This is a genomic window from Streptomyces sp. NPDC030995, assembly GCF_055571215.1.
The window spans coordinates 318625-344836 of record NZ_JBVIFS010000001.1 but is presented as its reverse complement, the minus strand read 5'-3'; the positions used below and the strand labels follow the sequence as shown (position 1 = coordinate 344836).

Sequence of the window (26212 nt, the reverse complement as noted above, 5' to 3'; positions counted from 1 at the left end):
TCACCCGGAGATTTTGACGGTGGCCGTGGCGAAGGTGGGCAGGCTGAACTCCACCTCGGTCGTACCAGTCGGTGGTGCCGGGAACTGGGCGAAGAACGGGACGACTTGACCGGACTCAATGATGGCCAGGCCAGTGGTGCACAAACAGCGACCTTCTGTGTCGCGCAGCACGTAGTAGCGCTTCTTTCCTGCTTTGTCGACCAAGGTCACACCAGCGACCGATACGCCGCTGGCATTGAGTTCGTTCCCCCGCCACGGCGCAGTATTCACGAATGGAGCCGTTCCCGTGTTCTTGAGCTGACCGCTCACGGTCAGAAAGCCTCCACCGTCACGGGCAGCCGAGTTGATCGTCAGGACCATCCCGCCTTCCCCATTCATCGTCGCGAGGACCTGCGTCGGGGTGGACGTCACAGAAGGCGCGCTGCTCGGCGTGCCGCTACCCTGGGGCTGCGATGCCTGAGGCTTCGGCTCAGCCTTGGGCTTGTTGTCGTCTCCGCTACCGCATCCAGCCAACGCGAGGGCCAATACCGCCACGACCGCTATGGCCGCTCCCCCCTGAACCTTCGCCATGTGCCGCATGCTCATCTACGCCGCTTCCTCATTCCGTCGTTCTTCGTCAGTCGACCAGTCGCACGGCAAAGAGTGTCCTCGCCAGCGTGCTCCAGGGTTCGGGCTTCGCAGGATCAAAGTTGATGACGCCACCACCCTTGCATTTGATCTCGACCAAGGCCGGCTTCTCGTGACCACCGGGTGACGGCGACGGATCGGCAGCCGGTGCGCTCAATTGGCAGCGCGGCTCGATGACTGCCGTGGCATCGGCCGTGCCGTGCTGACCACTGACTCCACGGACTACAGAGTCCCCGACCGTGCCCGTCGTCTTCACCGCGACCTTGAATCGTGGCGGGGCAGGATCACAGTTGGCCGTCGCATCATTCTTCATGGCGAAATCCCGGGCTGCGTCGCAGGCGCCACCCGCGTACAAGAGGCCGCCCTCAAGAACCTTCTTCCAGTCCTCTGGCTTGAGCGTGAGCAGATCAACCCCTGGCACAAGATGGTCCCTGGCATCACGAGCCGCCGCCAGCGCCGCAGCGTCCGCAGCGCCTTGTGCGTCGCTCCGTACGACCGAAGCCTGTCCGACGGCGAAGAACGCCAACGCAGCGAAGAGCAGACCTGCCACCAACACGACATAGATAGGGAAGGCCTGTCCGTGGTCGTCCCGCAACCTCGGCCTGATCACTTGCCAGCAGTGATACTGGCGACCGCGGCCGTGATCTTCGTAGTGATGGCCTGCCCGATGCCCGTACCGATGATGGCGCCGATGATCACCACGACCACCAAGATGATCCCCAGGTATTCGAATGCGGTCTGGCCTCCGTCCCTCGAGCCTGTGCTCGCGTACCGCTTCCGCATCCTTGCCAGGGTGTTCTGCAACATGGGGGTTCCCTCCCGGGCCGGTACCGGTGTCGATTTGCGGACGGTACGGCGAGTTACCTCTCGTAACCAAGGGTCCCGGGACCCAATTACGGACCCACTGCGCACTCTGTCTACCCATGACCGGTCACTCCTGGACGGGCGGTTCCCAGCCAGCGGGCTATCGCCTCGCTGCGCGTGGCGCTCTGGAGCTTCGCGAAGATGCGGTTGATGTGGTTCTTGACCGTCTTCTCGCTGATGAAGCAGGCGGCGGCGATCTGCTGATTGCTCATCCCGGACGCGATCAGATCCATGATCTCCACCTCCCGGGAACTCAGCCCGAAGACAACAGAGTTGTGCATCCGCTCAGAAGACTGTGCCACATCCCGTTGCGGATGCGAAGAGGTACGGAGCTCCGCGAGCAGCGCGCTCGCCGCCGTCGGGGTGAAGTGGGGGCGGCCCAGCGGGGCGTCGCGTACCGCCCGGAGGAGCTCGTCGGAGGTGAACTCGCCGTGCACGAGGTAGCCGCCCGCGCCCAACAGCAGGGTCTCCCGCACGATTTCGGCTTCCTGGCTGTACGTCAGCATCAGGACAGGGGCCAGCTGTACGAGGTGGGGCAGGGCCGAGATCCCGTCCACCCCCGGCATCCGCACGTCCAGCAGGATCACGTCGGGGGCGTGCCTGCGGGTCAGGCTCAGGGCCTCGCGGCCGTCCGCGGCCTGGGCGATCACCTCGATGTCCTCGGCCGTGCCGAGGATGGCTGCCAGGCCCGCCCGGATGACCGGGTTGTCATCGGTGATGAGCACGCTCAGTCGTGCCATGGCTCAGCCACCCCCGAACAGCGCGCCGAAGTCGACGTTCGCGCCGTAGACGAAACCGCTGACCAGCAGGATGAGCGTGCCCGGCAGCATGAACATGGTGACCGCGAAGGTCGCCTTCGGGACGGCCCGGGCCGCGCGGCGGCGGGCGTTCTGGGCGTCCGTGCGGCGCATGTCCTCGGCGATGGCGATCAGCGTGTCGACGATCGGGGAGCCGAGCTCCTCCCCCTGCTGGAGGGCCGTCACGAACTGTGCGACCTGTTCGCTGTCGTTGCGGCGGCGCAGCTCGTCGAAGGCCTGCCGACGGCTGACGCCCATGTCCATCTGCTGGAGCGTGATGCGGATTTCGTCCGCCCACGGGCCCTCGTACTTGTCCGCCACCCGGTCCAGCGCCTGCCGGAAGCCCAGCCCCGCGCTCACCACCACGGCGAGGACGTCCAGGAAGTCGGGCAGGGTCCGCTCGATGTGGTCCCGGCGGACCCTGATGGCCGACCACAGGCCGACCTCGATCCAGAACAGGCCGAAGGCGACCATGAGCAGGGCCGCCACGAGCTGGCCGTTGATCAGCATCGAGAAGGCGCCCAGCGCCCCGAGGACGCCGTACACCGCGCGCCTGGCCGCGTACCGGTCGATCGTCAGGCCGGCCGGGTTGCCCGCCATGTCGATCTGGCGGCGCTTGCGGGCCACCCGGTTCGCCCCCATCGCGCTCAGTACCAGCGGGGCCCAGCGGATGCCCATGCGGTCGACGAGGGATCCGACCGCCGTCGTACGGGTCGCTCCCACCTCCAGGGCGAGCGCGAGGTCCGTCGGCAGTTTGACGTCCGCGCGGTAGAGGCGGATGCCGTGGAAGGCACCGACCACCGACGCGGCCACGGCCAGTGCGAGAAGAAGTCCGATCATCGTCCCGTCGCCCCCCTCACACGTCGATCTTCGACAGGCGGCGGATCAGGAGGAAGCCGAGTGCGAACAGGCCGAGGGAGATGAGGACGGCCGTCTGGCCGAGGAAGGCTCCCGTCATCCGGTCCAGCGCACCCGGCATCATCATGTCGACCAGCAGCAGCGAGCCGAGTCCGATGGCCGGCACCAGGTACGCCGTCACCGTCACCTGCGACAGCTGGGTGCGGATCTCGCGGCGCGTCTCCTTGCGCTGCTCCAGCGTCACCGTCAGGTTGCGCAGGCTGTCCACGATCGCGCCGCCCGCGCGGGCCGACAGGACGAGGGTGGACACCAGGACGACGAGCTCCCGGGAGGGGAGGCGTTCGGTGAGTTCGCCCAGCGATTCGTCGATGGAATGGCCGACGGCGAGACGGTCGGCGACGCGCGAGAGTTCCTCGCCCGCCGGGGCCTCCAGCTCCTCGGCCGCTATGCCGATGGCCGTACGCAGGGCCAGCCCGGCCTGGGTCGCGTTCGCGAGGATGCGGGCCAGATCGGGGAGTTGGTTGATGAACCGTTCCGTACGGCGCAGCCGCTGCCAGTTGAGGAAGGCGTTCGCCGCCCAGATGCCGATCGCGCCCGCCACCGGCCCGAAGAACGGCGCGAGGAGGGAGGACGCGATGAGCCAGACGCCCGCGATGGAACCCAGCATGTAGACGAAGAACTCACCCGGCGTGAGGTCCAGGCCCGTCGTCGCCAGCTTCAGCTCGATGCGGCGGCCGAGCTTCGTCTTGCGCAGCCGCCGGTCGACGCCGGGGAAGCGGCGCCGCCGCCCCAGGGGTTCGGGGACTCCGCTCGCCGAGAGGCGCTCGATCAGGGCTGCGCGCTGGGCGCGCCCGGCGACGTACGCCTGGAGGCCGGCGACGACGAGCACGCACGCGAGCAGCGTGGCGCCGAGGGTGAGGAGGATCAGTGGGTTCACAGGGCGGTCCGGGGGATGTGCGGGGTGGCGAAGGGAGCCGTGAGGGGGTCGTCCGGCAGCGCGACCCCGAAGGCCTGGGGGATGGGCTGGTTGTTCATGTAGAGGCGCTCCGCGATCCGGCGCGGCAGCGGGTAGTACTCGAAGAAGCCGTGGACGCGGCCGTCCGCCCCCATGGGCTGGGCGGCGAAACGGCAGACGGTCGTGATGCGGAAGGGCTCGCGGCCGTGCGATTCGAGGATGGAGATCTCCGTGATGCGGCGCGAGCCGTCGCCGAAGCGGGTGAGCTGGACGATGACGTTCACGGCGCTGTTGATCTGGTCTTGGAGCGCCTCGAAGGGGATCTCGACCTCCGACATGGAGGCGAGGGTCTGGAGGCGTGTGAGGGCGTCGGAACTGCTGTTGGCGTGAACGGTCGCCAGTGAGCCGTCGTGGCCGGTGGACATGGCCTGGAGCATGTCGAGGGTCTCGCCGCCGCGGACCTCGCCGACGATGATGCGGTCGGGGCGCATGCGCAGTGAGTTCCGGACCAGGTCGCGGATGGTGATCCGGCCCTTGCCCTCCACGTTCGGCGGGCGGGATTCGAGGCGGATGACGTGCGCCTGCTGGAGCTGGAGTTCGGCCGAGTCCTCGATGGTGATGATGCGCTCGCCCTCCGGGATGAGGCCGGAGAGGGCGTTGAGGAGGGTGGTCTTGCCGGTGCCGGTGGCGCCGGAGACGATCAGGTTCATCTTCGCGGCGACGAGACCGGAGAGCAGGAGCAGCATCTGCTCGTCGAGCGATCCGAGGCCGATCATCTCGTGGAGCGTGAAGGCGCGCGGGAAGCGGCGGATCGTGAGGGTGGCGCCGGTCAGGGAGAGCGGCGGGATGATGACGTTGACGCGCTCGCCGCTGGGCAGGCGGGCGTCGACCATCGGATTGGCCTCGTCCACACGGCGGTTGACGGTGGAGACGATGCGCTCGATGGTCTGCATCAGCTGGTCGTGCGAGGCGAAGCGGATGGGGAGCTGCTCGACGCGGCCGGCACGCTCGACGAAGATCTGGTCGGGGCCGTTGACCATGATCTCGGAGATCGAGGCGTCTTCGAGGAGGGGTTCGAGCACGCCGAGCCCGAGTGCCTCGTCGACGACCCGGCGGATCAGCTGCGCGCGCTCGACGGTGGACAGGACGGGGCCTTCGCGGCTGATGATGTGGCCGAGTACGCGCTCCAGGCGCGCCCGGCGCTCGGCGGGCGCGAGCGCGGACATCTCGGCGAGGTCGATCTCCTCCAGCAGCTTGGCGCGGTAGGAGGAGACCAGCCGGCCGTCCTCGCGGGGGCTGTGGCGGTCGTCGGGGGTGTTGACCCGGGAACGCAGGCTCATGGTCCGGTCACCTTCGGGTCGTCGTTGGGCATGACCGCCGTGGCCTTGGCCTCGCCGTCGGGGAGCCCGGGGATGATCGAGTTGATGTGGATGGTCACGGTCGCGGTCACCGCATCACCTCCCGGAGGTACTGACACCTCCGCCTTCAGCCCTTCGCGGATGGCGGCGCGACCGGCCGCCGCCCCCCGGCCCGGGTGCTGGGCCTCCACGCGCGCGGCGGTACGGGCGGCCGTGTCCGCCTGTTCGTGGACGTACGCGACCCAGCCGAGCTGGATCCCGCACAGCGCGACGAACAGCAGGATCGGTATGAAGCCGATGTACTCCAGCGCCACTTGGCCCCGGTCGGAGCGGCTGCGTCGCCTCATGTCACTTCGCCTCCTTCTCCAGCGCCGCGCCGCCGGTGCCGTCGATGTCGCCGAAGTCGAGGCCGGGGAAGAGGACCGGGATGCCCAAGCGGACCTTCGCCCGGTAGATGTCCCCGGACTCTTCGCACTCCACCCGGAGGTTCCACGCGTCCCCGATGTGCTCCTTCGCCGCCGCCCGACACTCCGCGGCCCCCTTCACCGCCCCCGCCCGCGCCGCCTCGTCCGCCGCGTTCCCCGCCAGGGAGAACGCGTACCCGATCAGCACGCACTCCCACACCGCCGCCACGAGCAGCAGGATCAGCGGCACCATGCCGACGAACTCGATCGCCACCTGGCCCCGGTCCCCCCGGCGGGATCTCCGCGACGGCATCCGTCAGCCCTCCCGGCCGCGGCGCAGGCGGGAGACCGGGCCCGCGGCGCGTATCGCCAGCGCCGCGCCCGCGGCGGCGGCGGGGGCGGCGTCCGGGGCCGACAGGAGGCCGAGCTCCCCCGCCAGCGTCCACAGGGCCTGCTTCACCGTCGAGCGGTTGTCGAGGTCCTGGACCCGGCCCGCATCGACCACCGCCTGGAGTTCCTTGAAGGCGGCCGGGACCGGGGTGCGGGTGGCGCGGGTCTTGGTGATCTTCTCGATGAGTGCGGGCTGGATCTCCGTGTGCTTGCTGTAGCGGTTGACGACCATGGCGGTGTCCTCCGCCTTGCGCACCTGGAGGCGTTCCCACATCCGGACCATCCGCTTCGCGGCCCGCACCGCGACCACGTCCGGGGTGGTGACCAGTACCGCCACGTCCGCCATCTCCACCGCGGCCGCGTTCGCGCCGGTCACCTGGGTTCCGCAGTCGATGACGACGAGCTCGTAGCGGCTGCGCAGGGCGCCGACGATGTGGCGGGCGGCCCGGTCGTCGACCTCCTCTCCGCGTTCCCCGTCCGCGGGGGCCAGCAGCAGCGCCAGGCCGGTCCGGTCGTCGTAGACCGCGTCCTGCAGGACGCGCGGCGAGATGTCCTGGATCCCGGCGAGGTCGGCGATGGAGCGCCGGAACTGCACGTCGAGGTACGAGCCCACGTCCCCGGCCTGGAGGTCCAGGTCGACCAGTGCGGTGCGCCGCCCCGAGGCGGCCGCGGCCAGCGCGAACTGCACGGCGGTGAAGGTGGTGCCCACGCCGCCCTTGGCCCCGGTGACCGTGACCACCCGGCCGCCCGGGCCCGTGAAGACGTCGGCGGCGCCCTTGCCCAGGTGGCGGCGTACGCCCACGGACCACTGGGCGGCGGCCTGGACGCGGGCCGCTAGTTCCTCGTAGGAGAGCGGGAGGCCGATCAGGCCGCGCGCGCCCGAGTCCATCGCGGCGGAGAAGAGTCCGGGTCCGGCGTCCGAGGAGATCAGCACGACGCCCACCGCCGGGAAGCGGAGGGCGACCTCGCGGATGAGCTCCAGTGCGGGCACCGGGCCGATCCGCTCGTGGACCAGGACGACCTCGGGGAGTTCGTCGATGGAGTCGACGGCGAGGCGGGCGAGGGTGTCCAGCAGCGACGTCGAGTCGGGGACCGGAGCGGCCGGCTCCGCCGACGGGAGCTGGCTGAGCAGGGTGGAGACGGCGCGCGCGGCGTCCGGGTCGCCGACCGCGGGGAGGATTCGGGTGGTCATGCGCGCCTCACTTGTCCCCGTCGAGGGTGTACGTACGGTCGCTCGGGCCGGGCGCCGAGTCGGTGCCGGGTGCCACCAGGGCCAGGCGTACGTGCTCCGCGAAGGACTCGGCGTACGCGACGCGCTGGGTGTCCTTGGTGTTCAGGGCGAAGGTGATCGGGACGGCCTCGGCCGGGCCCTTGCGGTCGCTGTCCTTGTCCAGGGCGGTGAGCTTGCCGACGCCCAGGACCCGGGCGTTGGCGACGATGATCACCGAGCGCGAAGGGTCGCCGTCCTTGGCGCCCTTGAAGGTGGCGATGATGTTGACCTTGGCGCCGGAGGTGATCTTTCCGGCGACGCCCGTCGCCGCGTCGATCATGATGGCGATCTCCTGCTCGCCGGGCTGGAGCTGCGGCCGGTCGACGAACATGTCCGCCTGGAGCAGCGAGCCCTTCTTCAGGGTGGTGAGCGCGATCTTGTTGTTGAGGGCCCCGAGGTCGGTGACGGCGGTCTCGGACAGCCAGCGCTTGGGGATCCTGACCTCCTCGAACTGCCCGGCGGCGAGGGGGCTGTACGGGGCTATGTCGCCCTTGGCGCGGTACGCGACGACCTCGGCCCCGACCTTGGAATTGACGTCGCCGATCACCACGAGGACTCCGGCGAAGGCCCCCAGGGCGCACAGGACCGACAGGAGCAGCAGAATGACGCCGCGGCGCTGGCGTGAGTTCATGGGCCTTACTACCTCGCCGTTCTTCGTTCGTTCGGGGGAATCGGTCGGTCAGGGTCTGGATCGCGCGGTGCCGGCCGGCGCCGCGGACGGCGGCGGCGCCAGCGGCGCCGCGCAGAAGCCGCAGCGGTCGCCGATCAGTTCGAGGCCGCACCAGCGGCATTCCTCGCGGCGGACCGAGGCGACCAGCTGGTAGAGCACGGACAGGTCCGGGATCCCGGCGGCGAACTCGACGAGTTTCGGGGTGCCCCACCAGCCGGGTGACAGGGCGGGCAGCGGGTTCTCCATGACGCCCTGCACCTGCCAGGCGGGGGCGAGTTCGGCCGTTACCCAGTCGGAGGTGAGCTGGCCGCGGGCGAAGGTGAGGTGCGTGGCGAATTCCGGTCCGGGCGGCAGGACCCGGTCCTGGGACCCCAGCTTCGCCAGGTGCGGCGTCGGGTGGGCCATGACGGCGAACTGCGCGCTCGGCGACCAGGACCTGGCGTGTGCCCCCAGTCCGACCGGGACGCGGACCCGGTCGAGTTTGGCGACCGAGCCCAGCAGGGCGCCCGCGTAGATGTAGTGGGAGAGGAGCCGGGCCGCGGAGGCGATGATGCCGGGGCTGAAGTCGCAGACGCTGAGCTGGCGCAGCTGACGTACCAGCAGGGCCGTTCCCAGGGGCGGCAGATCGATGCCGAGGAGTGCGATCCGGTCGGTCTCCAGGATGGACCGTACGGTGTGCAGCCGCCGGACGGTCGCGCTCGGCAGCCAGGGCGGTACGACGGCCACGAGGTGCCCGTGCCGTTCCAGCAGGGCGCTGGTCTCGGCGAGCGCGGAGTCCAGGTCGAGCTGCTCGGGCGGGTGCAGTACGGCGGCCCCGGGCGTGTGCCGGTCGGGGGCCGGAAGTACCAGGTCGGCGCTGGTGACAGCGATGGCGGTCGGCATGCGAATCCCCCCGTTCACCCCGTACTCACCCGGTGCTTGCCCGGCACTCACCCCTGCGCGACCGCAAACGTGCGAGACGCGCGCCCCCTTGCTCCAGCACCATATCCGCGCCGTCCCTGGCAGGGCAGGGCCTTGGGAATTCCCGTGCCGCGAGCACCGGTCACAGGTGGCCGGAAACCCGGACAACCGGGATCGGACGACCGATCAGTTCCGGCCACATTGCAAAGACCCTTGACACGAGGATTGGTCTGGACCAACCGGGTGGGGCTACCCCACTTACTCCTCCCAGCCCACAACCTCCCCCCACCGGAGCCCATGTGAAACGCATACGCTCCTTCGCCTCGCCGCACGCCGCCACGCTCACCATGTCCGTCTTTCCGAAACTGGGTCATGTCGGCGGCAAGCCATCGGCACAATGGGAGCGTGCAGGCAGACACGGGGCGCAAGTATCGCGCGTACCCCACCGAGGTCCAGGACCAGGTCCTGACCGGTTGGGGGCATACGGCACGCGCTCTGTGGAACGTGGCGCTGGAACAACGGGTGTACCTGTGGGAGCAGCGCCGGTACACCCTGCGGTCGGTAGAGCAGTGCAAGTATCTGACGGCCGCCCGTGCGGATCTCGACTGGATCAGTGACCTGCCCGCGCAGGCAGGGCAGCAGATTTTGCGTCAGCTGGACCAGGCGTATGACAATTTCTGGAACCCCGAGCATCCGGCCCGGTTTCCGGCGCGGAAGAAGCGCGGGCGCCGTCTGGCGATTCCGCTTCCCGGGCAGGCGGTGGAGGTCCGCAAGCTGAACCGCAAGTGGGCCGAGGTACGTCTGCCGAAGCTCGGCTGGCTGCGCTTCCGGCTCTCCCGTGCGATCGGCGGGACGATCCGCAACGCCACCGTCTCCCGGGACGGCAGCGGCTGGCATGTCTCGTTCGGCGTCCACACCGGACGCAAGCCGGACGCACCGAACGGGAAACCCGCGTGCGGGGTGGACTTCGGCGTCGCCGCATCCGCATTCGTTTCCACCGGGACCGCGCCCCGCCTCATGCCGCCGACGCTCACTGCCAACGAGAAGAAGCGGCTCAAGGCGCTGGAGCAGCGCAAGGCACGACAGATCACCTACGCGAAGAAACACAACGGCGGGAAGTACAGCCGCCGCCTGCGCACCACGATCGCCCAGATCGCAAAGCTCACCACCCGCCGGGCCAACCGACGACACGACTTCACGCACAAGCTCACCACCGACCTCGCCAAAAACCACGGCCTGATCGGTATCGAGGACCTGCGCGTGAAGAACATGACCGCCTCAGCCAAGGGCACGACGGAGGCGCCGGGGAGGAACGTCCGGGCGAAGGCCGGGCTGAACCGTTCGGTTCTGGACAACACCCCCGGTGAGCGGCGGCGGCAGCTGGAGTACAAGGCCCGCATGTACGGATCCGTACTGGTCGCCGTCCCGCCGTTCCACACCTCCCAGACCTGCGCCGCCTGCGGCCAGGTTGACCCCGAATCCCGCAAGGGATGCGGCCGGCTGTTCGCCTGCACCCAGTGCGGGCACGAGGACGACGCCGACCACAACGCCTCGGTCGAGATCGAGGCCCGAGCCCGCCGGACGGGCGGCTCGGACATCAACAGCACGCGCAGCATCCCCAGGGTGCGAGTCCCGGCCACCGGCCGGAGGCGGATGCGTGAAGCCCCGAAGCCCGCACACACGAGCTGAAGGGAATCGCCCCATTCACGGGACGAGGATCGTCAATGGCAGAACTTCAACAGCGTCGTGACCGTCCAGAAGATCTCCAACGTCTCCACGCAGTGCTGCATCATCGCCGACCCCACGACACGCCCGTGGCTGCGCGGCGCGATGACCTGGTCGACCAACTGGGACGCCAAGGCGGGTAGCGCTTGGTCCAACGCGGTGGGTCCGAAGGTCCACGGCCTTCCGTAGGCGGTAGGTGTGGGGGTGGCCGAATCCAGACACTTGACCGGGCCATGTCACGAGAGCACGCTGTGCGGCATCCGCACGGCGGGGGGTGTCCGGCGGATCAGGGTCGGCCCGGCCGTGATCCGCCGGACACCCCCTACCCCCCACACTCCCCACCCAGGAGAACGCATGCGGCTCCATACCCGCCGAAGGGCCGCCGTCACGGCCGCCCTGTTGGCGCTCGCGCTGGGCGCACCCGCCTACGGCATGAGCGCGACGGCCTCACCACCGCCCACCCCGTCCACCGCCACCCAGGACGAGGCCATCGTCCAGTACGAGATCCAGGGTCCGTCCACGGCGGCCGAGCGCACGGCCCTGCTCCGTACGGGCGTCTCGATCGACGAGGTCGACGCCCGCTCGGTCGTCGTCAGCGCCGACACCCTGCAGGCCAAGAAGCTGCGGGCGCTCGGCTACGAGTTGAGCGCCCTGCCCGGACCGCCCGACCGCTCGCTGCCCGGTATCGCGGCGAGCCCGATGGACTTCCCCTCGGCGGACTCGAAGTACCACAACTACGCCGAGGCGACCGCCGAGATCAACCAGCGCGTCGCGCAGTACCCCTCCATCATGACCAAGCAGGTGATCGGGAAGTCGTACCAGGGCCGGGACCTCATCGCCATCAAGATCAGCGACAACGTCGCGACGGACGAGGCCGAGCCCGAGGTGCTCTTCACCCACCACCAGCACGCGCGCGAGCACCTGACCGTCGAGATGGCCCTGTACCTGCTCAACGAGTTCGGCTCCAAGTACGGGACCGACGCCCGGGTCACCAACGCGGTCAACGGCCGCGAGATCTGGATCATCCCGGACCTCAACCCGGACGGCGGCGAGTACGACATCGCCACCGGCTCCTACCGCTCCTGGCGCAAGAACCGCCAGCCGAACTCCGGGTCCTCGTACGTCGGTACGGACGAGAACCGGAACTGGAACTACAAGTGGGGCTGCTGCGGCGGCTCCAGCAGCAGCAAGAGCTCGGAGACCTACCGCGGCTCGGCCGCCGAGTCGGCGCCCGAGGTGAAGGCGGTCTCGGACTTCGTGCGCGGCCGGGTGGTCGGCGGCAAGCAGCAGATCAAGGCCGCCATCGACTTCCACACGTACAGCGAGCTCGTGCTCTGGCCCTTCGGCTACACCTACAACGACACCGCCCCGGGCCTGACCGCCGACGATCTCGCCGTCTACAAGAAGATCGGCACGAGCATGGCGGCGAGCAACGGCTACACGCCGGAGCAGTCGAGCGACCTCTACATCACGGACGGGACGATCGACGACTGGCTGTGGGGCAGCCAGAAGATCTTCTCCTACACCTTCGAGATGTACCCGGAGAACGGCGGGGGCGGCTTCTACCCGCCGGACGAGGTGATCGACCGCGAGACCGCGCGCAACAAGGACGCGGTGCTCCAGCTGCTGGAGAACGCGGACTGCATGTACCGCTCGATCGGCAAGGAAGCCCAGTACTGCACCGCCTAGTGCACGGGTGAACCGGGGGCGCCCCACCATCAGGGGGGCGCCCCTCCCGCCTATCCGAGGACGGCCAGGGCGTCGATCTCGATGAGCAGCCCGTCCGGCAGGCCGACGTACACGGTGGTGCGGGCGGCGGGGGCCTCCTTCAGTCCCTGCTCCTCGAAGTAGGTGTTGTAGATGCCGTTCATCTCGGCGAAGTGCGCGGTGTCCGTCAGGTAGACGCGGATCATCATCACGTCGTCCCAGCTCGCGCCGCCCGCCTCCAGCACGGAGCGGACGTTCTCCAGCGTCTGGAGGGTCTGCTCGCGCAGCGTCGGACCGGCGGGGGTGGGCGGCCGGCCGTCGACGTGCGGGAGGAAGCCGACCTGGCCGGCGACCTGGAGGATGTTCCCCTTGCGCACGCCGTGCGAGAACCGCGCGGGCGGGGTGGTGTGGGTGTCGGGGGTGATGGCGGTCTTCGCGGTGCTCGCGGTCACGTCTTCTCCTGTGCTCCTGAATAGTCCCGGCTGATGGCGTCGGCGGTACGCAGTACCAGCGGCAGCAGTTCGAGGAGCCCTTCGGCCGCGAGGACCACACCGGGCGCGGAGACGGACAGCGCGGCGACGACCCGCCCGTCCGGCCCGTGCACGGGCGCGCCCAGGCAGTTGATGGACTCCTCGTGCCCGCCGAGGTCGGTGGCCCAGCCCTGCTCCCGTACGAGGTCCAGTTCGCGGAGGAAGGCGGCGGCGTCCGGGGTGGAGCGGGCGGTGTAGCGGGGGTACTCGATCCGCCGGGCGAGAGCGAGGCGCTCGGCCTCGGGGAGGTCCGCGAGGAGCAGCTTGGCGACGGCGGCGACCGTGAGGGGCACGGGCCTGCCGATGCGGGAGTACATCCGGACCGGGTAGCGGCTGTCGACCTTGTCGACGTAGACGACCTCGTCGTCCTGGTGGAGGGCGAGGTGCACGGTGTGCCCGGTGGCCCTGTTCAGCTCGACGAGGTGGGGGTGCGCGATCTCGCGGACGTCCAGGTTCTCGATGGCCTCGGCGGCGAGCGCGAAGAGCTGCGCGCCCAGGCGGTAGCGGCCGTCGGCCTGCCGGTAGACGAAGCCGTGCGCGTGCAGCGTGCGCAGGAGGCGCAGGGCGGTGCTCTTGTGCACGCCGAGCCCGTCGGCGACCGCCGCGAGGCCGGCGGGGCCCTTCGCGAGCTGCGGCAGCACCGCGAGCGCCCGTTCCACGGACTGGCTCATCCCTCGTCCTCCCGTACGGTCACTGCAACACCGGCTCCGCCGGGCAAGTCCAGCCCCGCCGGCGTTTGAGGCGCGGGGTCTGGGGCGGAGCCCCAGCGCACGGCCGAGCATTGACCCACCGTCACGCGGGATGTTAGACACAGGCAGCGGCATACGCAACGACCGTTGCGCTCGACGCAACGCAACCCCCGGGAGGCATCCGCATGGCCAGCGACCCCGTCAAGGAACTCGCCGACGAGCCGGTCGACCACCGGTTCAAGGGCCTGCCCCCGGACGCCCACACGGCCGGCCTCACCGTCGGGCAGCTCGCGGCGCAGCGGCGGGACCTGCACACCGGTGGCTTCACCACCCCCGTGCTGACCCTCGACGCCGACGCGCTGGAGCACAACCTCACCGCGCTCGGCACGTACGCCGCGCGCCACGACCTCGCCTTCGCGCCGCACGGCAAGACCTGCATGTCCCCCCAGCTCTTCCGCCGCCAGCTGGAACACGGCGCGGTGGGCATCACCGCCGCCGTCCCCCACCAGGTCCGCGTCTACCGCGCCTTCGGCATCGAGCGGATCTTCCTCGCCAACGAGCTCGTCGATCCCGTCTCCCTGCGCTGGATCGCCGACGAGCTCGCCTCCGACCCCGACTTCCGCTTCATCTGCTACGTCGACTCCGTGCGCGGGGTCCAGCTGATGGACCGCGCCCTCCAGGGCCACGCGGCCCGCATCGACGTCGTCGTCGAGCTCGGCGCCGGTGAGGGAGCCCGCACCGGGGCCCGTACCGACGACGACTGCCGCGCCGTCGCCGACGCCGTCGCCGCCACCGACACCCTGCACCTCATCGGTGTCGCCGGCTACGAGGCCGAGGTCCCCGACGCCGACCCGGCCCGCGTCGAGGCGTACCTGCGCCGCCTCACCGGCCTGGTCGTCGAATTCGACAAGGCCGGCCGCTTCGCGGCGGACCTGAACGAGATCGTCGTCAGCGCCGGCGGCTCCGCCTGGTTCGACACCGTCGCCGACGTCTTCGCCGAGATCCCGGAGCTCTCCCGGCCGGTCCTCAAGCTGCTGCGTTCCGGCGCGTACGTCTCCCACGACCACGGCTGGTACACCCGCCTCACCCCCTTCAACCGGCACCCCGAAGAGGGCGGCCTGCGCCCGGCGTTCCGCCTGTGGACCCAGGTCGTCTCCCGGCCCTCCCCCACCCAGGCCTTCGTCAACGCGGGCAAGCGCGACATCGCCTACGACCTGGGCCTGCCGGAGGCCGAGGTGGTCCGGGACTCCCTCACCGGTGAGGAGCGCCCCGCCACCGGCGTCCGCGTGGTCAAACTGTCCGACCAGCACGCCTGGCTGGAGACCGACGCGGCCGACGACGTGCAGGTGGGCGACTGGGTGGCCCTCGGCATGTCCCACCCCTGCACGATCTTCGAGAAGTGGCAGCTGATCCCGGTCGTGGAGGCCGACGGCACGGTCACCGATTTCGTCCGCACCTTCTTCTGAGGGGACCTGGTCTCGATGGACCTGGTCATCCGGGGAGCCCGCGTCGTCGACGGCACGGGCGGGCCCTCGTACACGGCCGACGTCGGCGTGCACGAGGGCCGGATCGCCGAGATCGGATCGCTTCCCGGCGGCCGCCGGAACCTCGACGCGCACGGCCTCGTCCTCGCCCCCGGCTTCGTCGACATGCACGCCCACAGCGACCTCGCCCTGCTCCGCGACCCGGACCACAGCGCGAAGGCCGCCCAGGGCGTCACCCTCGAAGTCCTCGGCCAGGACGGCCTGTCGTACGCGCCCGCCGACGACCGGACCCTCGCCGGGGTGCGGGCCGCCATCGCCGGCTGGAACGGGCCGGGCGACGACATCGACTTCGACTGGCGCACGGTCGGCGGCTACCTCGACCGGCTGGACCGGGCCCACGGCGGTCAGGGCATCGCGGTCAACGCCGCGTACCTCGTCCCCCAGGGCACGGTCCGCGCGTACGCCCTCGGCTGGGACGACCGGCCCGCGACCGGGGCCGAGCTCGACCGGATGCGGCAGCTCGTCGCCGAAGGCCTGGCCCAGGGCGCCGTCGGCATGTCCTCCGGGCTCACCTACACCCCCGGCATGTACGCGTCCGGCGCCGAACTGACCGAGCTGTGCCGGGTGGTGGCGCGGTACGGCGGCTACTACTGCCCGCACCACCGCTCGTACGGCCGCGGCGCGCTCGCCGCCTACGCCGAGATGGTCGCACTGACCCGGGAGGCCGGCTGCGCCCTGCACCTCGCGCACGCCACCATGAACTTCGGCGAGAACGAGGGCCGGGCCGCCGAGTTGCTGGCCCTGCTCGACGCGGCGCTGGCCGGGGGCGCCGACATCACCCTCGACAGCTACCCGTACACCCCCGGCTGCACCACCCTCGTCGCCCTGCTCCCCAGCTGGGCGAACGAGGGCGGGCCGGAGGCGGTCCTGGCCCGCCTGCGCGACGACGCCGAAGCCGAACGGATCCGCCGCGCGCTGGAGGTCGAGGGCGCGGACGGCTGCCACGGGGTGCCCGTGGACTGGTCGACGATCGAGATCTCCGGCGTCACCGACCCGGCCTTCGGGGCGTACGTCGGCACGCGCGTGGACGGCTGGGACACCGCCCGCCGGCTCCTGCTGGGCGACCGGCTCGCGCCGACGGTCCTCCAGCACGTCGGCCACGAGGAGAACGTCCGGGCGATCATGCGCCACCGCGTCCACACCGGCGGCTCCGACGGCATCCTCCAGGGCGCGAAACCGCATCCGCGCGCCTACGGCACCTTCCCGCACTACCTCGGCCGCTACGTCCGCGAGCTCGGCCTGCTCTCCCTGGAGGAGTGCGTGGCGCACCTGGCCGGCCGCCCGGCGGCGCGGCTGCGGCTGCCCGACCGGGGTCTGGTCCGCGCGGGGCACCGCGCCGACCTCGTCCTCTTCGATCCGGACACGGTCGCGGCCGGGTCCACGTACGAGCGGCCGCGCGCGCTGCCCACCGGTATTCCGCACGTCCTGATCGACGGGCGTTTCGTGATGCGCGACGGGCGCCGCACGGACGTCCTGGCCGGGCGCTCGGTGCGCCGTACGGCTCTCACCCGTCGTCAAATCTGACAATTACGATGGCCGGCATGGTCGCCTTCGCCCTCGCTGCCCTGCTTTTCCTCGCCTTCGCCCTCAGCGCCCGAAAAGACCGCCGCCTCTTCCGCAACGCCGTGCTGTTCGGCCTCACCTTCATCACGCTCTCGTTCGCCCTGCTCCTCCAGGTGGACGCGCTGCCGGGCTGGGCGGGCGCGGTCGTCGTCCTGGCCGTCTTCGCCGTCCCCGTCTTCGGCACCGTGGCGCTCGGCGTCTTCCTGATCGCCAACGGGGTGACCATGATCCGCAAGGAGGGGGGCCGCCCGGCCAACCTGCTGTCGATGTTCGCGGGGCTCGGGATCTTCGGCATGATCGCGCTGCTGCTCGCGGTCGGCCACTTCGACCGCCACGTGCTGAACGGCTTCGCCGCCACGCTCTCCCTGGTCGTCGGCTACTTCTCCTTCCTCTTCCTCTGTTTCCTCGGCTACGCCTTCCTCTACGGGCGGATCAAGGTGCGCGGCGACGTCGACCACGTGGTCATGCTGGGCGCCGGCCTGATCGGCGGGGACCGGGTGCCGCCGCTGCTGGCCTCCCGGCTGCGCAAGGGGCAGGAGATCTACGAGGCCCAGCTGGCCCGGACCGGCCGGCCGCCGGTGCTGCTCCCCTCGGGCGGCAAGGGGTCGGACGAGAACGTCGCGGAGGCGCGGGCGATGGCGGACTGGCTGATCGCGCAGGGCGTGCCGGAGGAGCACATCGCGCTGGAGGACCGGTCCACGACGACCGAGGAGAACATGCGGTTCAGCCGCGAGATCATGACGGCGCACGACCCGGACTACCGGTGCGTGGTGGTCACCAACAACTTCCACGCCTTCCGGGCCGCGATGATGGCCCGCAAGGCCGGGGTGAACGGGCAGGTGCTGGGCTCGCCCACGGCGAGGTACTACTGGCCGAGCGCCACCATCCGCGAGTTCGTCGCGGTGTTCTGGGAGCACAGGGCCGTGAACCTGGGGATCTGCGGGCTGCTGATCGCGCTCGGCACGGTGGCCACGATGGCCTCCTGAACGATGACGTCCCGCCTTTCCGGCGGCCGAGGTGCGTTCATGGGGCGACGGCCGGAGGATGGGGCCAGGGGAACCCGTAGGAGGTACGCGATGGTCAGTGAACCCGACGAGCAGCCCACGCGGTCGGACCGGCTCCACACAGGCGGGGACCGACCGTACGACCCCGAGGACCTTGTGATGGCGACAGGCCACGACCCGACTCCGGAGCGGGTCGAGAAGGCACGCCGGCTCATCGAGAAGGAGGGCCCGCAGGTCATCGAGCGGTACCTGCCCTAGCGCCGCGTCAGCGCGCGAAGGCCGCTGCTCCCAGCCCCGGCGCGGGGCGGCTCCCGAGCCGGGGCCGCCCGCGCCGTCGTGCGCACGCGCTACGGGCCGACCGCATCCAGAATCGTTAATGCTCGTTAGCCGCAAGGGGGCCAACACCGTAAGGACAGGTGAATGCACGCTCTCGACGTCGACTGGGACCACCCCACCGACCCGCTGCCCGGCCCGCGGCTCGACCACGTCCGCGCGTACGTGACCACCGCGGGCGCCGACGGGCACCTCTGGCACGGAGTCCCCACCCTCCTGCTCACCACGCTCGACCGCGCCACCGGCCGCACGGTCCGCACGCCGCTGATCTACGGCGAGGACGCGGGCCGCTTCATCGTCCTGGCCGCCGCCTACGGCGCCCCGGACCACCCCCACTGGTACCGGAACCTCACCGCCCACCCGGAGGTCCGCCTCCAGGTCGGCGCCGCCGTCCACAAGGCGGTGGGACGCACGGCCACGCCGGAGGAGCGGGAGACGTACTGGGACATGATGACGGCCCTCTGGCCCCCCTTCGAGGACGACCAGTCGGCCGCCCGCCCCCGCGAGATCCCGCTGGTGATCCTGGACTGCTGACTCGCTAAGCGGCCTTGGGGAAGTGGGGTGCGTTTCCGCGTCGCCCGGTGCGGTGCCTCGGCGTGCTGCCGCATCGCCCGCGTACTGGACGTACGCGGGCGATGCGGCAGTGCGGCGAGGGGCCGTGCCGGGCGACGCGGAGGCGTGCCCCACTTCCCCGAGGCCGCTTAGGTCGTCGGCGCGGCCACCGCGGTGTAGGTGCGGCCGCCCGCGGCGTAGTCGCCCAGCGGGGTCATGCCGAAGCCGTCGACGTGCGCCTTCCACGAGGGCACGTTGCCGGACTCGATGAAGGCCACCACCGCGTCGGCGCGTTCCGAGGCCGCCGCCACGGCCATGGTGAACAGGGCCCGGGCCACACCGCGCCCGCGGTACGCCGCGTCCACCACGACCGGCCCGTAGAGCAGCCACCGCACCTCGCGCAGGGAGCGGCCCTCCCACTCCAGCCCGTCCTGGGCCAGGAGCAGGCCCGCGACCGCCGGTGACGGATCGGCGATGTCCGCGGGCTCCGACAGGGCGAGGAGTCCGGCGACCCGGCCGCCGTCGTCCGCGACGAGCAGCTCCCGCGCCCGGGCCATGGCGCACAGGGTGTCGACGTCGAAGCGGCCCTGCACGAACCCCTGGTCCGCCCGTTGCCGCTCCGTCAGGGCGTCGTGGTGGTTGGCGGCGAAGATCTCGGCCATGGCGGGCGCGTCGGCCTCGGTGGCGTACCGGTACTCCATGGCCCGATCGTGCCACGGCCACTCGGCACGCCCCGGACGCCGCCACCGAAGCCGGAGCCGGACCACCCGGGCCAACCGGACCGCCCGCACCGCCCAGGCCTCACGACGGTCACCTCTTCTGGCGGCGGACCTGCCTCAGCTCGTGGTCGACGGCCCAGGCGTCGGCGACCGGGCCGAGGTGGGCGAGCTTGTCGGGGTTGAGCACCGAGCGGATCGTCTGGACCTGCCCGTCGAGCACATCCAGGGCCATGGCGTACAGGATCCGGCCGTCCCGGTCGCGGAAGATCGCGCCGGGCTGGCCGTTGATCTCGTGCAGCTCGAACGTCACGTCGACCTGGAGCAGCCAGGGGAAGGCCGCACCCAGCAGCCGGGCCACGTTCTCCGCGCCGATGACGGCCCTGGCCAGCTGCGGGGCCTTGCCGCCGCCGTCCCCGACCATCTGCACGTCGGTGGCCAGCAGGTTCTGCAGTCCGCCCACGTCGCCGTCCTTCAGCGCCTCGAAGAACCGCGTCGCCAGCTCCTGCCGCTCCTGGCGGTCCGCTTCGAAGCGCGGCCGCCCGGCCTCCATGTGCCGCCGCGCCCGCACCAGCAGTTGCCGGCACGCCGCCTCCGAACGCCCCACCGCCGTGGCGACCTCGTCGAACCCGAAGGCGAACACGTCCCGCAGCAGGAAGACCGCCCGCTCCAGCGGGCTGAGCCGCTCCAGCAGGAGCAGCGCCGCCATCGACACCGAGTCGGCCAGCTCCACCGACCTCGCCGGATCCTGGTACGGATCGCTCAGCAGCGGCTCGGGGAACCACGGCCCGACGTACTCCTCCCGCCGCACCCGCGCGGAACGCAGTACGTCGATCGAGATCCGTGTCACCGTGGTCGACAGGAAGGCCTTGGTCGACGTGGGCCGGGTCGCCGAGCCGTCGAAGCGCAGCCACGTCTCCTGCACCGCGTCCTCGGCCTCGCTCACGCTGCCCAGGATCCGGTAAGCGATCGAAAACAGCAGCGGCCGCAGCTCCTCGAACTCCTCGACCTTGCTCACGCCGGCTCCCCTCCCCTTGATCCCCTCCCGCCTCGCCGTACTCGTCGGCGCAGGCGGCTTCTCTTGATCATCCCGGGAGTTGGCCGGGCTCGTAGTCGCCGGCCGGCTGCTGGGTGATGAGGTTGACCCGGTTCGCCATGTTCATGAGCGAGATCAGCAGCACCAGGGCGGTGAGCTGCTCCTCGTCGTAGTGCGTGGCGGCGCGCGCCCAGACCTCGTCGCCGACCCCGCCGGCCGCGTCCGCGACCCGGGTCCCCTGCTCCGCCAGCTCCAGCGCGGCGCGCTCGGCCTCGGTGAAGACCGTGGCCTCCCGCCAGGCCGCCACCAGGTGCAGCCGTACGGAGGTCTCGCCGGCGGCGGTGGCCTCCTTGGTGTGCATGTCTATGCAGACGGCGCAGCCGTTGATCTGGCTCACGCGCAGCGCCACCAGCTCCTGCGTCGCGGCCGGCAGCGGCGACTCCTTGATCACCTTGCCCGCCGCCATGAAGTGCTTGAGGGCCTTGCCGACGGTCGGGCCGGTGAAGAGGTTCAGTCGCGCGTCCATGGTGTGCTCCTCCGTGGTCGTCAGTGGCTACACCCCTTGAGACGGGGCAGCCCGACCCCCTGTGACACGGACGGATGTGACCCGCGTCTCCCCGCCGCCGGGAGGGGCGTCAGACGTGCCGAAGGCGCCGGAGAGCCGTCAGAGGTACTCGCGGGCGAACTCCACCGCCCATTCCACCGCGGCCACCGGGACGCTGCCCGAGTCCGGGTCGATCGAGAGGCGGGCCGTCTCCCAGCCCTGGTCGTGTTCGCGGTGGATCACGAAGTGGCCCTCCTCGACGGCCCCCTTCGGCGTCACCAGGAACTCGATCGCCCGGTCGTCACCATCCGTGCCGACCGTGGTGATCGCCATGTCACCGACTACGAACTCCACTGCCCCGCGCCCCTCGGTCGATGCTGCTCATGATCAGCAGCAGGAGCATCATGAAGATCGCCCCCGCCCTCGTGCATGCCCCCAGCCTCCACCGGGGACCGGCCCGCCGCATGAGTGCGCGTACTCAGCCCGGATACTCAGCCCGGGTACTCAGCCCGCGTCCCGGACCCCCAGGGTGACGAGCGCAACATCTCGCGCCGCACCGCTCTCCGGTCGCACCCATTCCGCAGGCCGGATCGCAGGTCAGGCCCCGGATTCCAAGGGTGGACCACACCCCCACCCACCTATTGCGCGAAATGGGACATATCCCTCTTCTGATCCCCCGGTGAAATCGCGCGTCAAGCCCGCGCCCGGGCCCGTAAGCTCCCGTCATGCAGGTGATCCAGTCAACCAAACTCGCCAATGTCTGCTACGAGATCCGCGGCCCCGTGCTCGAAGAGGCGATGCGGCTCGAAGCAGCAGGTCATCGCATCCTCAAGCTCAACACCGGCAACCCCGCGGCCTTCGGCTTCGAATGCCCGCCCGAGATCCTTGAGGACATGCTCCGCAACCTGGGCAACGCCCACGGTTACGGTGACGCGAAGGGTCTGCTCAGCGCGCGCCGCGCGGTCATGCAGCACTACCAGACCAAGGGCATCGACCTCGACGTCGAGGACGTCTACCTCGGCAACGGCGTCTCCGAACTGATCCAGATGTCGATGCAGGCGCTGCTCGACGACGGTGACGAGGTACTGGTCCCCGCGCCGGACTACCCGCTGTGGACCGCGTCCGTCGCCCTCGCCGGCGGCACGGCCGTGCACTACCGCTGCGACGAGCAGTCCGACTGGATGCCGGACCTCGCCGACATCGAGCGCAAGGTGACCGACCGCACCAAGGCGATCGTGATCATCAACCCGAACAACCCGACCGGCGCCGTCTACGACGACGAAATGCTGCGCGGGCTCACGGACATCGCCCGCCGCCACAACCTGGTCGTCTGCTCGGACGAGATCTACGACCGGATCCTCTACGACGGCGTCACGCACACCAACACCGCCGCCATCGCGCCCGACCTGCTGACGCTGACCTTCAACGGGCTCTCGAAGAACTACCGCGTCGCTGGCTACCGGGCCGGCTGGATGGCGGTCTGCGGCCCGAAGAAGCACGCCTCCAGCTACATCGAGGGCCTCACGATCCTCGCGAACATGCGCCTGTGCGCGAACATGCCCTCGCAGCACGCCATCGCCACCGCTCTCGGCGGCCGTCAGTCGATCAACGACCTGGTCCTGCCCGGCGGGCGGATCCTGGAGCAGCGCGACACGGCTTACGACCTGCTCACCCAGATCCCGGGCGTCACCTGCGTGAAGCCGAAGGGCGCGCTCTACGCCTTCCCCAAGCTCGACCCGTCGGTCTACAAGATCAAGGACGACCGGCAGATGGTCCTCGACCTGCTGCGCGCCGAGAAGATCATGGTCGTGCACGGCACGGGCTTCAACTGGCCCGAGCCCGACCACTTCCGGATCGTGACCCTGCCGAACGCCAAGGATCTGGCCGACGCGGTGACGCGGATCGGGAACTTCCTCGACGGCTACAGCCAGCTGTAAGGCCGCACCGGACGGACGACCGACAGGCCATACTCGGCCAACAACAGGATCTAGCTCAACTTTAGAACCAATCCAATGTAGGATGGTCTCCTGACCCCGCAGGAGGCCTCCTCATGTACGAGCCGATCCGTACCAAGTCGGTCGTCCGCCGCATGGGCGCCCACCACACCGACCACCCTCACAGCACCCGCGGCGAAGCCCTCGACATCCAGCTCGCCGGCCACCTCGCGGCCCTGCTGGCCGTCACCGACGAGCTCGGGCTCGACGAGGCCGCCGCCGAGATCGCCGCCCAGATCACGCGCCTGCGCGGAGCGCAGCCCGTTCGCGCGCCGCAGGGGCCCGCCGGGGACGGGGACACCTCCGCCCTGCACCGGCGCGCGTACGACCTCGCCGCCCGCGCGCTCCTCGTCGCCGCGTCCCGCGCCGACACCACCGTCGCGATCCTCGCCGCCGAGCGCATGGACGCGCACGCCGCCGCCCTGAAGTCCACGGAGCCCCTGGACCTGGCCGGCGCCCTCTAGACGGCCCCGGTCCGGGGCCGCGGAGGCTCCGGACCGGGCGCCATGCCCTCCACGGTCCACGGTGCGGGGCATCGAAACTGGACAACTTCCGGCGCTCCGAACACGATGAGGGCTGATAGATCGCGGCAGCACGGGGGAGGCCGCTCACATGCTCCATCTCCTCCACTGCGCTTCGTCCCCGTTTCGGCACCTTGGAGAGATTTCGCCATGAGCTTCGGCGACCCGAACAACCCTTACGGCCAGCCCCAGCAGCCTCCGCAGGGCCAGCCCGGCTACGGGCAGCAGGCCCCGCAGGGCGTGCCCCCGCAGTACGGCTACCCCCAGCAGCCCCCGCAGGGTGCGGCTCCGCAGTACGGCTACCCGCAGCAGACGCCCCCGCCGTACGGCGCGTACCCGCCGCCGGGGATGCCGGGCATGCCGGGCGCGGGCATGCCGCCGCTGGCCCACTGGGGCCTGCGCGTGGGTGCGTACCTGCTCGACCTGCTGATCATCGCTGGCCCGATGTACGCGGTGATGGGCATCTCCGCAGGCATCGGCGACGACTCCGGGGTCGGCCCCGTGCTGGGCCTCGTCGCCATGCTGTACGCCATCGGCATGGCCTTCTTCCAGCTCTACAAGGAGGGGACCACCGGCCAGACGACCGGCAAGAAGGTCGTCGGCATCAGCCTGCACCGGGAGGCCGACGGCGCCACGCTCGGCTTCGGCATGGCGTTCGTCCGCAAGCTGGCCCACATCCTCGACGGCATCCCCTGCTACCTCGGCTGGCTGTGGCCGCTGTGGGACGCCAAGAAGCAGACCTTCGCCGACAAGGTGTGCGCCACCGTCGTCATCAAGGTCAAGTAAGGCCGAGGCCGCGTGCCCGTGAGGGCCGGTGGCGACGCTAGTGCTGTGGCCGGAAAGGTTTGCCGGGTCGCGGCGTCCGGTGCGGTGCACCGCAAGGCGGAGGGCCGCGGCTCGTACTGGACGTACCGGCGCGGTCCGACAACGCGGCGAGGTGCCGTGCCGGGGGCCGCGACCCGGTGAACCTTTCCGGTCACAGCACTAGCCCGGCTGCGGCTGCGTCGGCGGCGTCGTCTGCGTGAACTCCGCGCCGGCGACCCCGCACCACGGAACCGTCGCCACCGGCCACACCGGGCCGACCGCCTCCCCGTACTCGGTCGCGCCCGGTGCCACGCCCGGGATCTTCACCAGGGCCTGGGAGGCCCGCCGCCCGGGGTCCGGTTCGGCGCGGTCGCGGAACTCCACCGTGACCACGTACGCGCCGGGACCCTCGGCCCGGCCCGCCGCCTGCACGGCGGCCACCACCCGCCGGCTCGCCGGATCGACGCGGCACCCGGTGACCCGTACGTCCTCCACCGCAGCCCGCGGCGGCGCCTCGGGCGGTCCGCCGCCGCTCGCCCACACGTACAGCCCCAGCGGGGCGAACACCAGCAGCCCGGCCAGCGTCACCAGGCCGACCAGCCAGCCCTGCCACTTCAACGCGCTCACGCTCACGCCCATGCCCCGATCCTCCCGGGATGCCGCCCCACCCACCAGCACCCGAGGGCTCACACAGCATTTCGAAGTGGGACCGCCTGGACACCTGACGTTCATTCAACTCATCGGGGAATGTGGGTTTCCGCGAGCACGCTGCACCCGTGAGACGCATCCTAGGAATCGTCCTGGGCCTCCTCCTGATCGGCGGCGTGATCTACGTCGTCGCATTCCAGGGGCAGGATCACCCAGAAACCACGGCAACGAAGACCGTGCGTGGCGTCATCGGCTCGGAGAAGTCCGAATTCTTCCGCGACCCTGACGTCGTCAAGGCCCTTGCCGCCAAGGGCTACACCGTGAAGACGGAGACATCCGGCTCCTGGGCGATGGACCAACTCGCCCTCAAGGAGTTCGACTTCGCCTTCCCCAGCAGCAGTGAACCCGCCAAGGAGGTCGCAGCCGCGGCCGGGGTCAAGGGGGCCCAGGAGACCAAGCCCTTCTACTCCCCGCTCGTCGTCGTGGCCCGCCCCAACGCGGCCCAGGTGCTGGCCGGCAACGGCCTCGCCAAGATGACCGGCAAGAACACCGGGACCCTGCTCATGGGGCCCTTCCTCAAGGCCGCCGGCGAGGACCGCACCTGGCAGCAGCTGCCCGGCTCCTCCGCCTACGCCGAGCTGACCGGCACGGTGTTCATCAAGACCACCGACCCGGCCACCTCCAACTCGGGCGCCCTCTTCCTCGCCGCCGCCTCCAACGTCGCGAACGGCAACACCGTGGTCGCCGACGACGCGGGGATCGAGCGCACCGCGCCCCTGATGCGGAAGCTGATCTCCGTCCAGGGCTCCCTGGAGCCCAGCACCGACGGTCCCTTCCGCGCCTTCGTCAGCGGCAGCGGCGAACCCCTGATCCTGGCCTACGAGTCCCAGGTGGCCTCGATGCTGCTCCAGAGCCAGGACCCGGGCGAGATGGTCGTGCTCTATCCGGACACCACCGTCAACACGGCGCACACCTTCGTCCCGCTGAACGACAAGGCGCGCGAGCTCGGCACCCTCCTCACCACCGACCCCAGGCTGCGCGAGCTGGCCATGCAGCGCGGGTTCCGCCCGCAGGACGGCGTGGCCCAGTTCACCGCCGCGACCGCCCCGCACGCCGCGTACCTCAACCCGGGGCTCACCGGCATCCGCCAGGTCGGCACGCCCACCGTCAAGATCCTCATGGCGCTGGCCCAGCGCGCCAAGGGTTAGA

The 26212-nt window shown here is 70.6% G+C and carries 31 protein-coding genes; 12 read left to right on the top strand and 19 right to left on the bottom strand.

What is annotated here, in order from left to right:
* The 12 genes from ACZ45T_RS01660 to ACZ45T_RS01605 form a co-directional block, all read right to left on the bottom strand.
* Positions 1–570: a hypothetical protein gene (locus ACZ45T_RS01660; RefSeq protein ID WP_468436299.1), complete on the bottom strand. Its 570-nt coding sequence runs from the start codon at positions 568–570 to the stop codon at positions 1–3.
* Positions 571–616: 46 nt separating this feature from the next.
* Positions 617–1237 carry a pilus assembly protein TadG-related protein gene (locus ACZ45T_RS01655; protein WP_468436297.1) on the bottom strand — a complete coding sequence of 207 codons (621 nt, stop codon included), beginning with the start codon at positions 1235–1237 and terminating at the stop codon, positions 617–619.
* A complete protein-coding gene (locus ACZ45T_RS01650) occupies positions 1234–1434 on the bottom strand; it encodes a hypothetical protein (RefSeq protein WP_468436294.1) in 201 nt (66 codons plus the stop codon). Before ACZ45T_RS01650 ends, ACZ45T_RS01655 begins: the two co-directional genes overlap by 4 nt.
* Before the next feature lie 110 nt (positions 1435–1544).
* Entirely contained in the window at positions 1545–2231 is a 687-nt protein-coding gene (locus ACZ45T_RS01645) for a response regulator (protein WP_468436292.1), read from the bottom strand.
* A 3-nt stretch (positions 2232–2234) separates the two neighbouring features.
* Positions 2235–3125: a DUF5936 domain-containing protein gene (locus ACZ45T_RS01640; protein ID WP_468437000.1), complete on the bottom strand. Its 891-nt coding sequence runs from the start codon at positions 3123–3125 to the stop codon at positions 2235–2237.
* A 19-nt stretch (positions 3126–3144) separates the two neighbouring features.
* Positions 3145–4083, bottom strand: coding sequence for a type II secretion system F family protein (locus tag ACZ45T_RS01635; RefSeq protein WP_468436290.1), 939 nt, complete (start codon positions 4081–4083; stop codon positions 3145–3147).
* Positions 4080–5441, bottom strand: coding sequence for a CpaF family protein (locus ACZ45T_RS01630; protein ID WP_468436288.1), 1362 nt, complete (start codon positions 5439–5441; stop codon positions 4080–4082). Before ACZ45T_RS01630 ends, ACZ45T_RS01635 begins: the two co-directional genes overlap by 4 nt.
* Positions 5438–5806 (bottom strand): TadE/TadG family type IV pilus assembly protein, encoded by a 369-nt coding sequence (locus tag ACZ45T_RS01625; protein WP_468436286.1) that lies wholly within the window; start codon positions 5804–5806, stop codon positions 5438–5440. Before ACZ45T_RS01625 ends, ACZ45T_RS01630 begins: the two co-directional genes overlap by 4 nt.
* A gap of 1 nt (position 5807) precedes the next feature.
* Complete coding sequence (locus tag ACZ45T_RS01620) at positions 5808–6137, bottom strand: TadE/TadG family type IV pilus assembly protein (RefSeq protein WP_468436284.1); 330 nt, start codon at positions 6135–6137, stop codon at positions 5808–5810.
* A 42-nt stretch (positions 6138–6179) separates the two neighbouring features.
* A complete protein-coding gene (locus ACZ45T_RS01615; RefSeq protein WP_468436282.1) occupies positions 6180–7445 on the bottom strand; it encodes an AAA family ATPase in 1266 nt (421 codons plus the stop codon).
* A 7-nt stretch (positions 7446–7452) separates the two neighbouring features.
* Complete coding sequence (cpaB, locus tag ACZ45T_RS01610; protein ID WP_468436280.1) at positions 7453–8154, bottom strand: Flp pilus assembly protein CpaB; 702 nt, start codon at positions 8152–8154, stop codon at positions 7453–7455.
* 48 nt (positions 8155–8202) lie between these two features.
* Entirely contained in the window at positions 8203–9075 is an 873-nt protein-coding gene (locus ACZ45T_RS01605; protein WP_468436278.1) for a hypothetical protein, read from the bottom strand.
* 423 nt (positions 9076–9498) lie between these two features.
* Here ACZ45T_RS01605 and ACZ45T_RS01600 point away from each other — a divergent pair, with 423 nt between their 5' ends.
* The 3 genes from ACZ45T_RS01600 to ACZ45T_RS01590 all read left to right on the top strand — a co-directional run bounded on the left by ACZ45T_RS01600 (position 9499) and on the right by ACZ45T_RS01590 (position 12507).
* On the top strand, positions 9499–10782 hold the full coding sequence (locus tag ACZ45T_RS01600) for an RNA-guided endonuclease InsQ/TnpB family protein (RefSeq protein ID WP_468436276.1): 1284 nt from the start codon (positions 9499–9501) through the stop codon (positions 10780–10782).
* A gap of 57 nt (positions 10783–10839) precedes the next feature.
* Entirely contained in the window at positions 10840–11007 is a 168-nt protein-coding gene (locus ACZ45T_RS01595; RefSeq protein ID WP_468437036.1) for a hypothetical protein, read from the top strand.
* A gap of 165 nt (positions 11008–11172) precedes the next feature.
* Positions 11173–12507 carry a M14 family metallopeptidase gene (locus ACZ45T_RS01590; protein ID WP_468436273.1) on the top strand — a complete coding sequence of 445 codons (1335 nt, stop codon included), beginning with the start codon at positions 11173–11175 and terminating at the stop codon, positions 12505–12507.
* A 50-nt stretch (positions 12508–12557) separates the two neighbouring features.
* Here the strand turns inward: ACZ45T_RS01590 and ACZ45T_RS01585 are convergent, their stop codons facing one another.
* Together ACZ45T_RS01585 and ACZ45T_RS01580 are read right to left on the bottom strand one after the other, a co-directional pair.
* On the bottom strand, positions 12558–12977 hold the full coding sequence (locus tag ACZ45T_RS01585) for a RidA family protein (RefSeq protein WP_468436271.1): 420 nt from the start codon (positions 12975–12977) through the stop codon (positions 12558–12560).
* Positions 12974–13726, bottom strand: coding sequence for an IclR family transcriptional regulator (locus ACZ45T_RS01580; protein WP_468436269.1), 753 nt, complete (start codon positions 13724–13726; stop codon positions 12974–12976). The genes ACZ45T_RS01585 and ACZ45T_RS01580 overlap by 4 nt, the downstream gene beginning before the upstream one ends.
* A 203-nt stretch (positions 13727–13929) precedes the next feature.
* Here ACZ45T_RS01580 and ACZ45T_RS01575 point away from each other — a divergent pair, with 203 nt between their 5' ends.
* The 5 genes from ACZ45T_RS01575 to ACZ45T_RS01555 all read left to right on the top strand — a co-directional run bounded on the left by ACZ45T_RS01575 (position 13930) and on the right by ACZ45T_RS01555 (position 18722).
* On the top strand, positions 13930–15210 hold the full coding sequence (locus tag ACZ45T_RS01575) for an alanine racemase (protein ID WP_468436267.1): 1281 nt from the start codon (positions 13930–13932) through the stop codon (positions 15208–15210).
* A 15-nt stretch (positions 15211–15225) separates the two neighbouring features.
* The gene (locus tag ACZ45T_RS01570) at positions 15226–16812 is read left to right on the top strand and encodes an N-acyl-D-amino-acid deacylase family protein (RefSeq protein WP_468436265.1); all 1587 of its coding nucleotides are present in this window, start codon (positions 15226–15228) and stop codon (positions 16810–16812) included.
* 17 nt (positions 16813–16829) lie between these two features.
* Complete coding sequence (locus ACZ45T_RS01565) at positions 16830–17837, top strand: YdcF family protein (RefSeq protein WP_468436263.1); 1008 nt, start codon at positions 16830–16832, stop codon at positions 17835–17837.
* Positions 17838–17927: 90 nt separating this feature from the next.
* Positions 17928–18113, top strand: a complete 186-nt coding sequence (locus tag ACZ45T_RS01560; protein WP_468436261.1) for a hypothetical protein — start codon at positions 17928–17930, stop codon at positions 18111–18113.
* 162 nt (positions 18114–18275) lie between these two features.
* Positions 18276–18722 (top strand): nitroreductase/quinone reductase family protein, encoded by a 447-nt coding sequence (locus ACZ45T_RS01555; RefSeq protein WP_468436259.1) that lies wholly within the window; start codon positions 18276–18278, stop codon positions 18720–18722.
* A gap of 167 nt (positions 18723–18889) precedes the next feature.
* Here ACZ45T_RS01555 and ACZ45T_RS01550 read toward each other — a convergent pair whose 3' ends face one another.
* From ACZ45T_RS01550 to ACZ45T_RS01535, 4 genes are all read right to left on the bottom strand, one after another.
* Positions 18890–19441 (bottom strand): GNAT family N-acetyltransferase, encoded by a 552-nt coding sequence (locus ACZ45T_RS01550; RefSeq protein ID WP_468436257.1) that lies wholly within the window; start codon positions 19439–19441, stop codon positions 18890–18892.
* Between the two features lie 109 nt (positions 19442–19550).
* Positions 19551–20474 (bottom strand): RNA polymerase sigma-70 factor, encoded by a 924-nt coding sequence (locus ACZ45T_RS01545; protein ID WP_468436255.1) that lies wholly within the window; start codon positions 20472–20474, stop codon positions 19551–19553.
* Positions 20475–20541: 67 nt separating this feature from the next.
* Entirely contained in the window at positions 20542–21018 is a 477-nt protein-coding gene (locus ACZ45T_RS01540; RefSeq protein WP_468436253.1) for a carboxymuconolactone decarboxylase family protein, read from the bottom strand.
* 138 nt (positions 21019–21156) lie between these two features.
* Positions 21157–21390: a hypothetical protein gene (locus ACZ45T_RS01535; protein WP_468436251.1), complete on the bottom strand. Its 234-nt coding sequence runs from the start codon at positions 21388–21390 to the stop codon at positions 21157–21159.
* Between the two features lie 371 nt (positions 21391–21761).
* Between ACZ45T_RS01535 and ACZ45T_RS01530 the strand changes: the two genes are divergently transcribed.
* From ACZ45T_RS01530 to ACZ45T_RS01520, 3 genes are all read left to right on the top strand, one after another.
* Positions 21762–22973 (top strand): pyridoxal phosphate-dependent aminotransferase, encoded by a 1212-nt coding sequence (locus ACZ45T_RS01530; protein ID WP_468436249.1) that lies wholly within the window; start codon positions 21762–21764, stop codon positions 22971–22973.
* 113 nt (positions 22974–23086) lie between these two features.
* Positions 23087–23494, top strand: coding sequence for an SCO4983 family protein (locus ACZ45T_RS01525; protein WP_468436247.1), 408 nt, complete (start codon positions 23087–23089; stop codon positions 23492–23494).
* A 207-nt stretch (positions 23495–23701) separates the two neighbouring features.
* Positions 23702–24337, top strand: coding sequence for an RDD family protein (locus tag ACZ45T_RS01520; RefSeq protein WP_468436245.1), 636 nt, complete (start codon positions 23702–23704; stop codon positions 24335–24337).
* A 198-nt stretch (positions 24338–24535) separates the two neighbouring features.
* Here ACZ45T_RS01520 and ACZ45T_RS01515 read toward each other — a convergent pair whose 3' ends face one another.
* Positions 24536–24994, bottom strand: a complete 459-nt coding sequence (locus ACZ45T_RS01515) for a hypothetical protein (RefSeq protein WP_468436243.1) — start codon at positions 24992–24994, stop codon at positions 24536–24538.
* Positions 24995–25131: 137 nt separating this feature from the next.
* Between ACZ45T_RS01515 and ACZ45T_RS01510 the strand changes: the two genes are divergently transcribed.
* Positions 25132–26211 carry a hypothetical protein gene (locus ACZ45T_RS01510; RefSeq protein ID WP_468436241.1) on the top strand — a complete coding sequence of 360 codons (1080 nt, stop codon included), beginning with the start codon at positions 25132–25134 and terminating at the stop codon, positions 26209–26211.
* Position 26212 lies beyond the last annotated feature (1 nt).

Coding starts and splice junctions, on each gene's coding strand:
- ACZ45T_RS01660 (WP_468436299.1), bottom strand. CDS start 570: ATGGCGAAGGTTCAGGGGGGAGCGGCCATAGCGGTCGTGGCGGTATTG.
- ACZ45T_RS01650 (WP_468436294.1), bottom strand. CDS start 1,434: ATGTTGCAGAACACCCTGGCAAGGATGCGGAAGCGGTACGCGAGCACA.
- ACZ45T_RS01645 (WP_468436292.1), bottom strand. CDS start 2,231: ATGGCACGACTGAGCGTGCTCATCACCGATGACAACCCGGTCATCCGG.
- ACZ45T_RS01630 (WP_468436288.1), bottom strand. CDS start 5,441: ATGAGCCTGCGTTCCCGGGTCAACACCCCCGACGACCGCCACAGCCCC.
- ACZ45T_RS01625 (WP_468436286.1), bottom strand. CDS start 5,806: ATGAGGCGACGCAGCCGCTCCGACCGGGGCCAAGTGGCGCTGGAGTAC.
- ACZ45T_RS01615 (WP_468436282.1), bottom strand. CDS start 7,445: ATGACCACCCGAATCCTCCCCGCGGTCGGCGACCCGGACGCCGCGCGC.
- cpaB (WP_468436280.1), bottom strand. CDS start 8,154: ATGAACTCACGCCAGCGCCGCGGCGTCATTCTGCTGCTCCTGTCGGTC.
- ACZ45T_RS01605 (WP_468436278.1), bottom strand. CDS start 9,075: ATGCCGACCGCCATCGCTGTCACCAGCGCCGACCTGGTACTTCCGGCC.
- ACZ45T_RS01590 (WP_468436273.1), top strand. CDS start 11,173: ATGCGGCTCCATACCCGCCGAAGGGCCGCCGTCACGGCCGCCCTGTTG.
- ACZ45T_RS01580 (WP_468436269.1), bottom strand. CDS start 13,726: ATGAGCCAGTCCGTGGAACGGGCGCTCGCGGTGCTGCCGCAGCTCGCG.
- ACZ45T_RS01575 (WP_468436267.1), top strand. CDS start 13,930: ATGGCCAGCGACCCCGTCAAGGAACTCGCCGACGAGCCGGTCGACCAC.
- ACZ45T_RS01570 (WP_468436265.1), top strand. CDS start 15,226: ATGGACCTGGTCATCCGGGGAGCCCGCGTCGTCGACGGCACGGGCGGG.
- ACZ45T_RS01565 (WP_468436263.1), top strand. CDS start 16,830: ATGGTCGCCTTCGCCCTCGCTGCCCTGCTTTTCCTCGCCTTCGCCCTC.
- ACZ45T_RS01560 (WP_468436261.1), top strand. CDS start 17,928: ATGGTCAGTGAACCCGACGAGCAGCCCACGCGGTCGGACCGGCTCCAC.
- ACZ45T_RS01555 (WP_468436259.1), top strand. CDS start 18,276: ATGCACGCTCTCGACGTCGACTGGGACCACCCCACCGACCCGCTGCCC.
- ACZ45T_RS01550 (WP_468436257.1), bottom strand. CDS start 19,441: ATGGAGTACCGGTACGCCACCGAGGCCGACGCGCCCGCCATGGCCGAG.
- ACZ45T_RS01540 (WP_468436253.1), bottom strand. CDS start 21,018: ATGGACGCGCGACTGAACCTCTTCACCGGCCCGACCGTCGGCAAGGCC.
- ACZ45T_RS01530 (WP_468436249.1), top strand. CDS start 21,762: ATGCAGGTGATCCAGTCAACCAAACTCGCCAATGTCTGCTACGAGATC.
- ACZ45T_RS01525 (WP_468436247.1), top strand. CDS start 23,087: ATGTACGAGCCGATCCGTACCAAGTCGGTCGTCCGCCGCATGGGCGCC.
- ACZ45T_RS01520 (WP_468436245.1), top strand. CDS start 23,702: ATGAGCTTCGGCGACCCGAACAACCCTTACGGCCAGCCCCAGCAGCCT.
- ACZ45T_RS01515 (WP_468436243.1), bottom strand. CDS start 24,994: ATGGGCGTGAGCGTGAGCGCGTTGAAGTGGCAGGGCTGGCTGGTCGGC.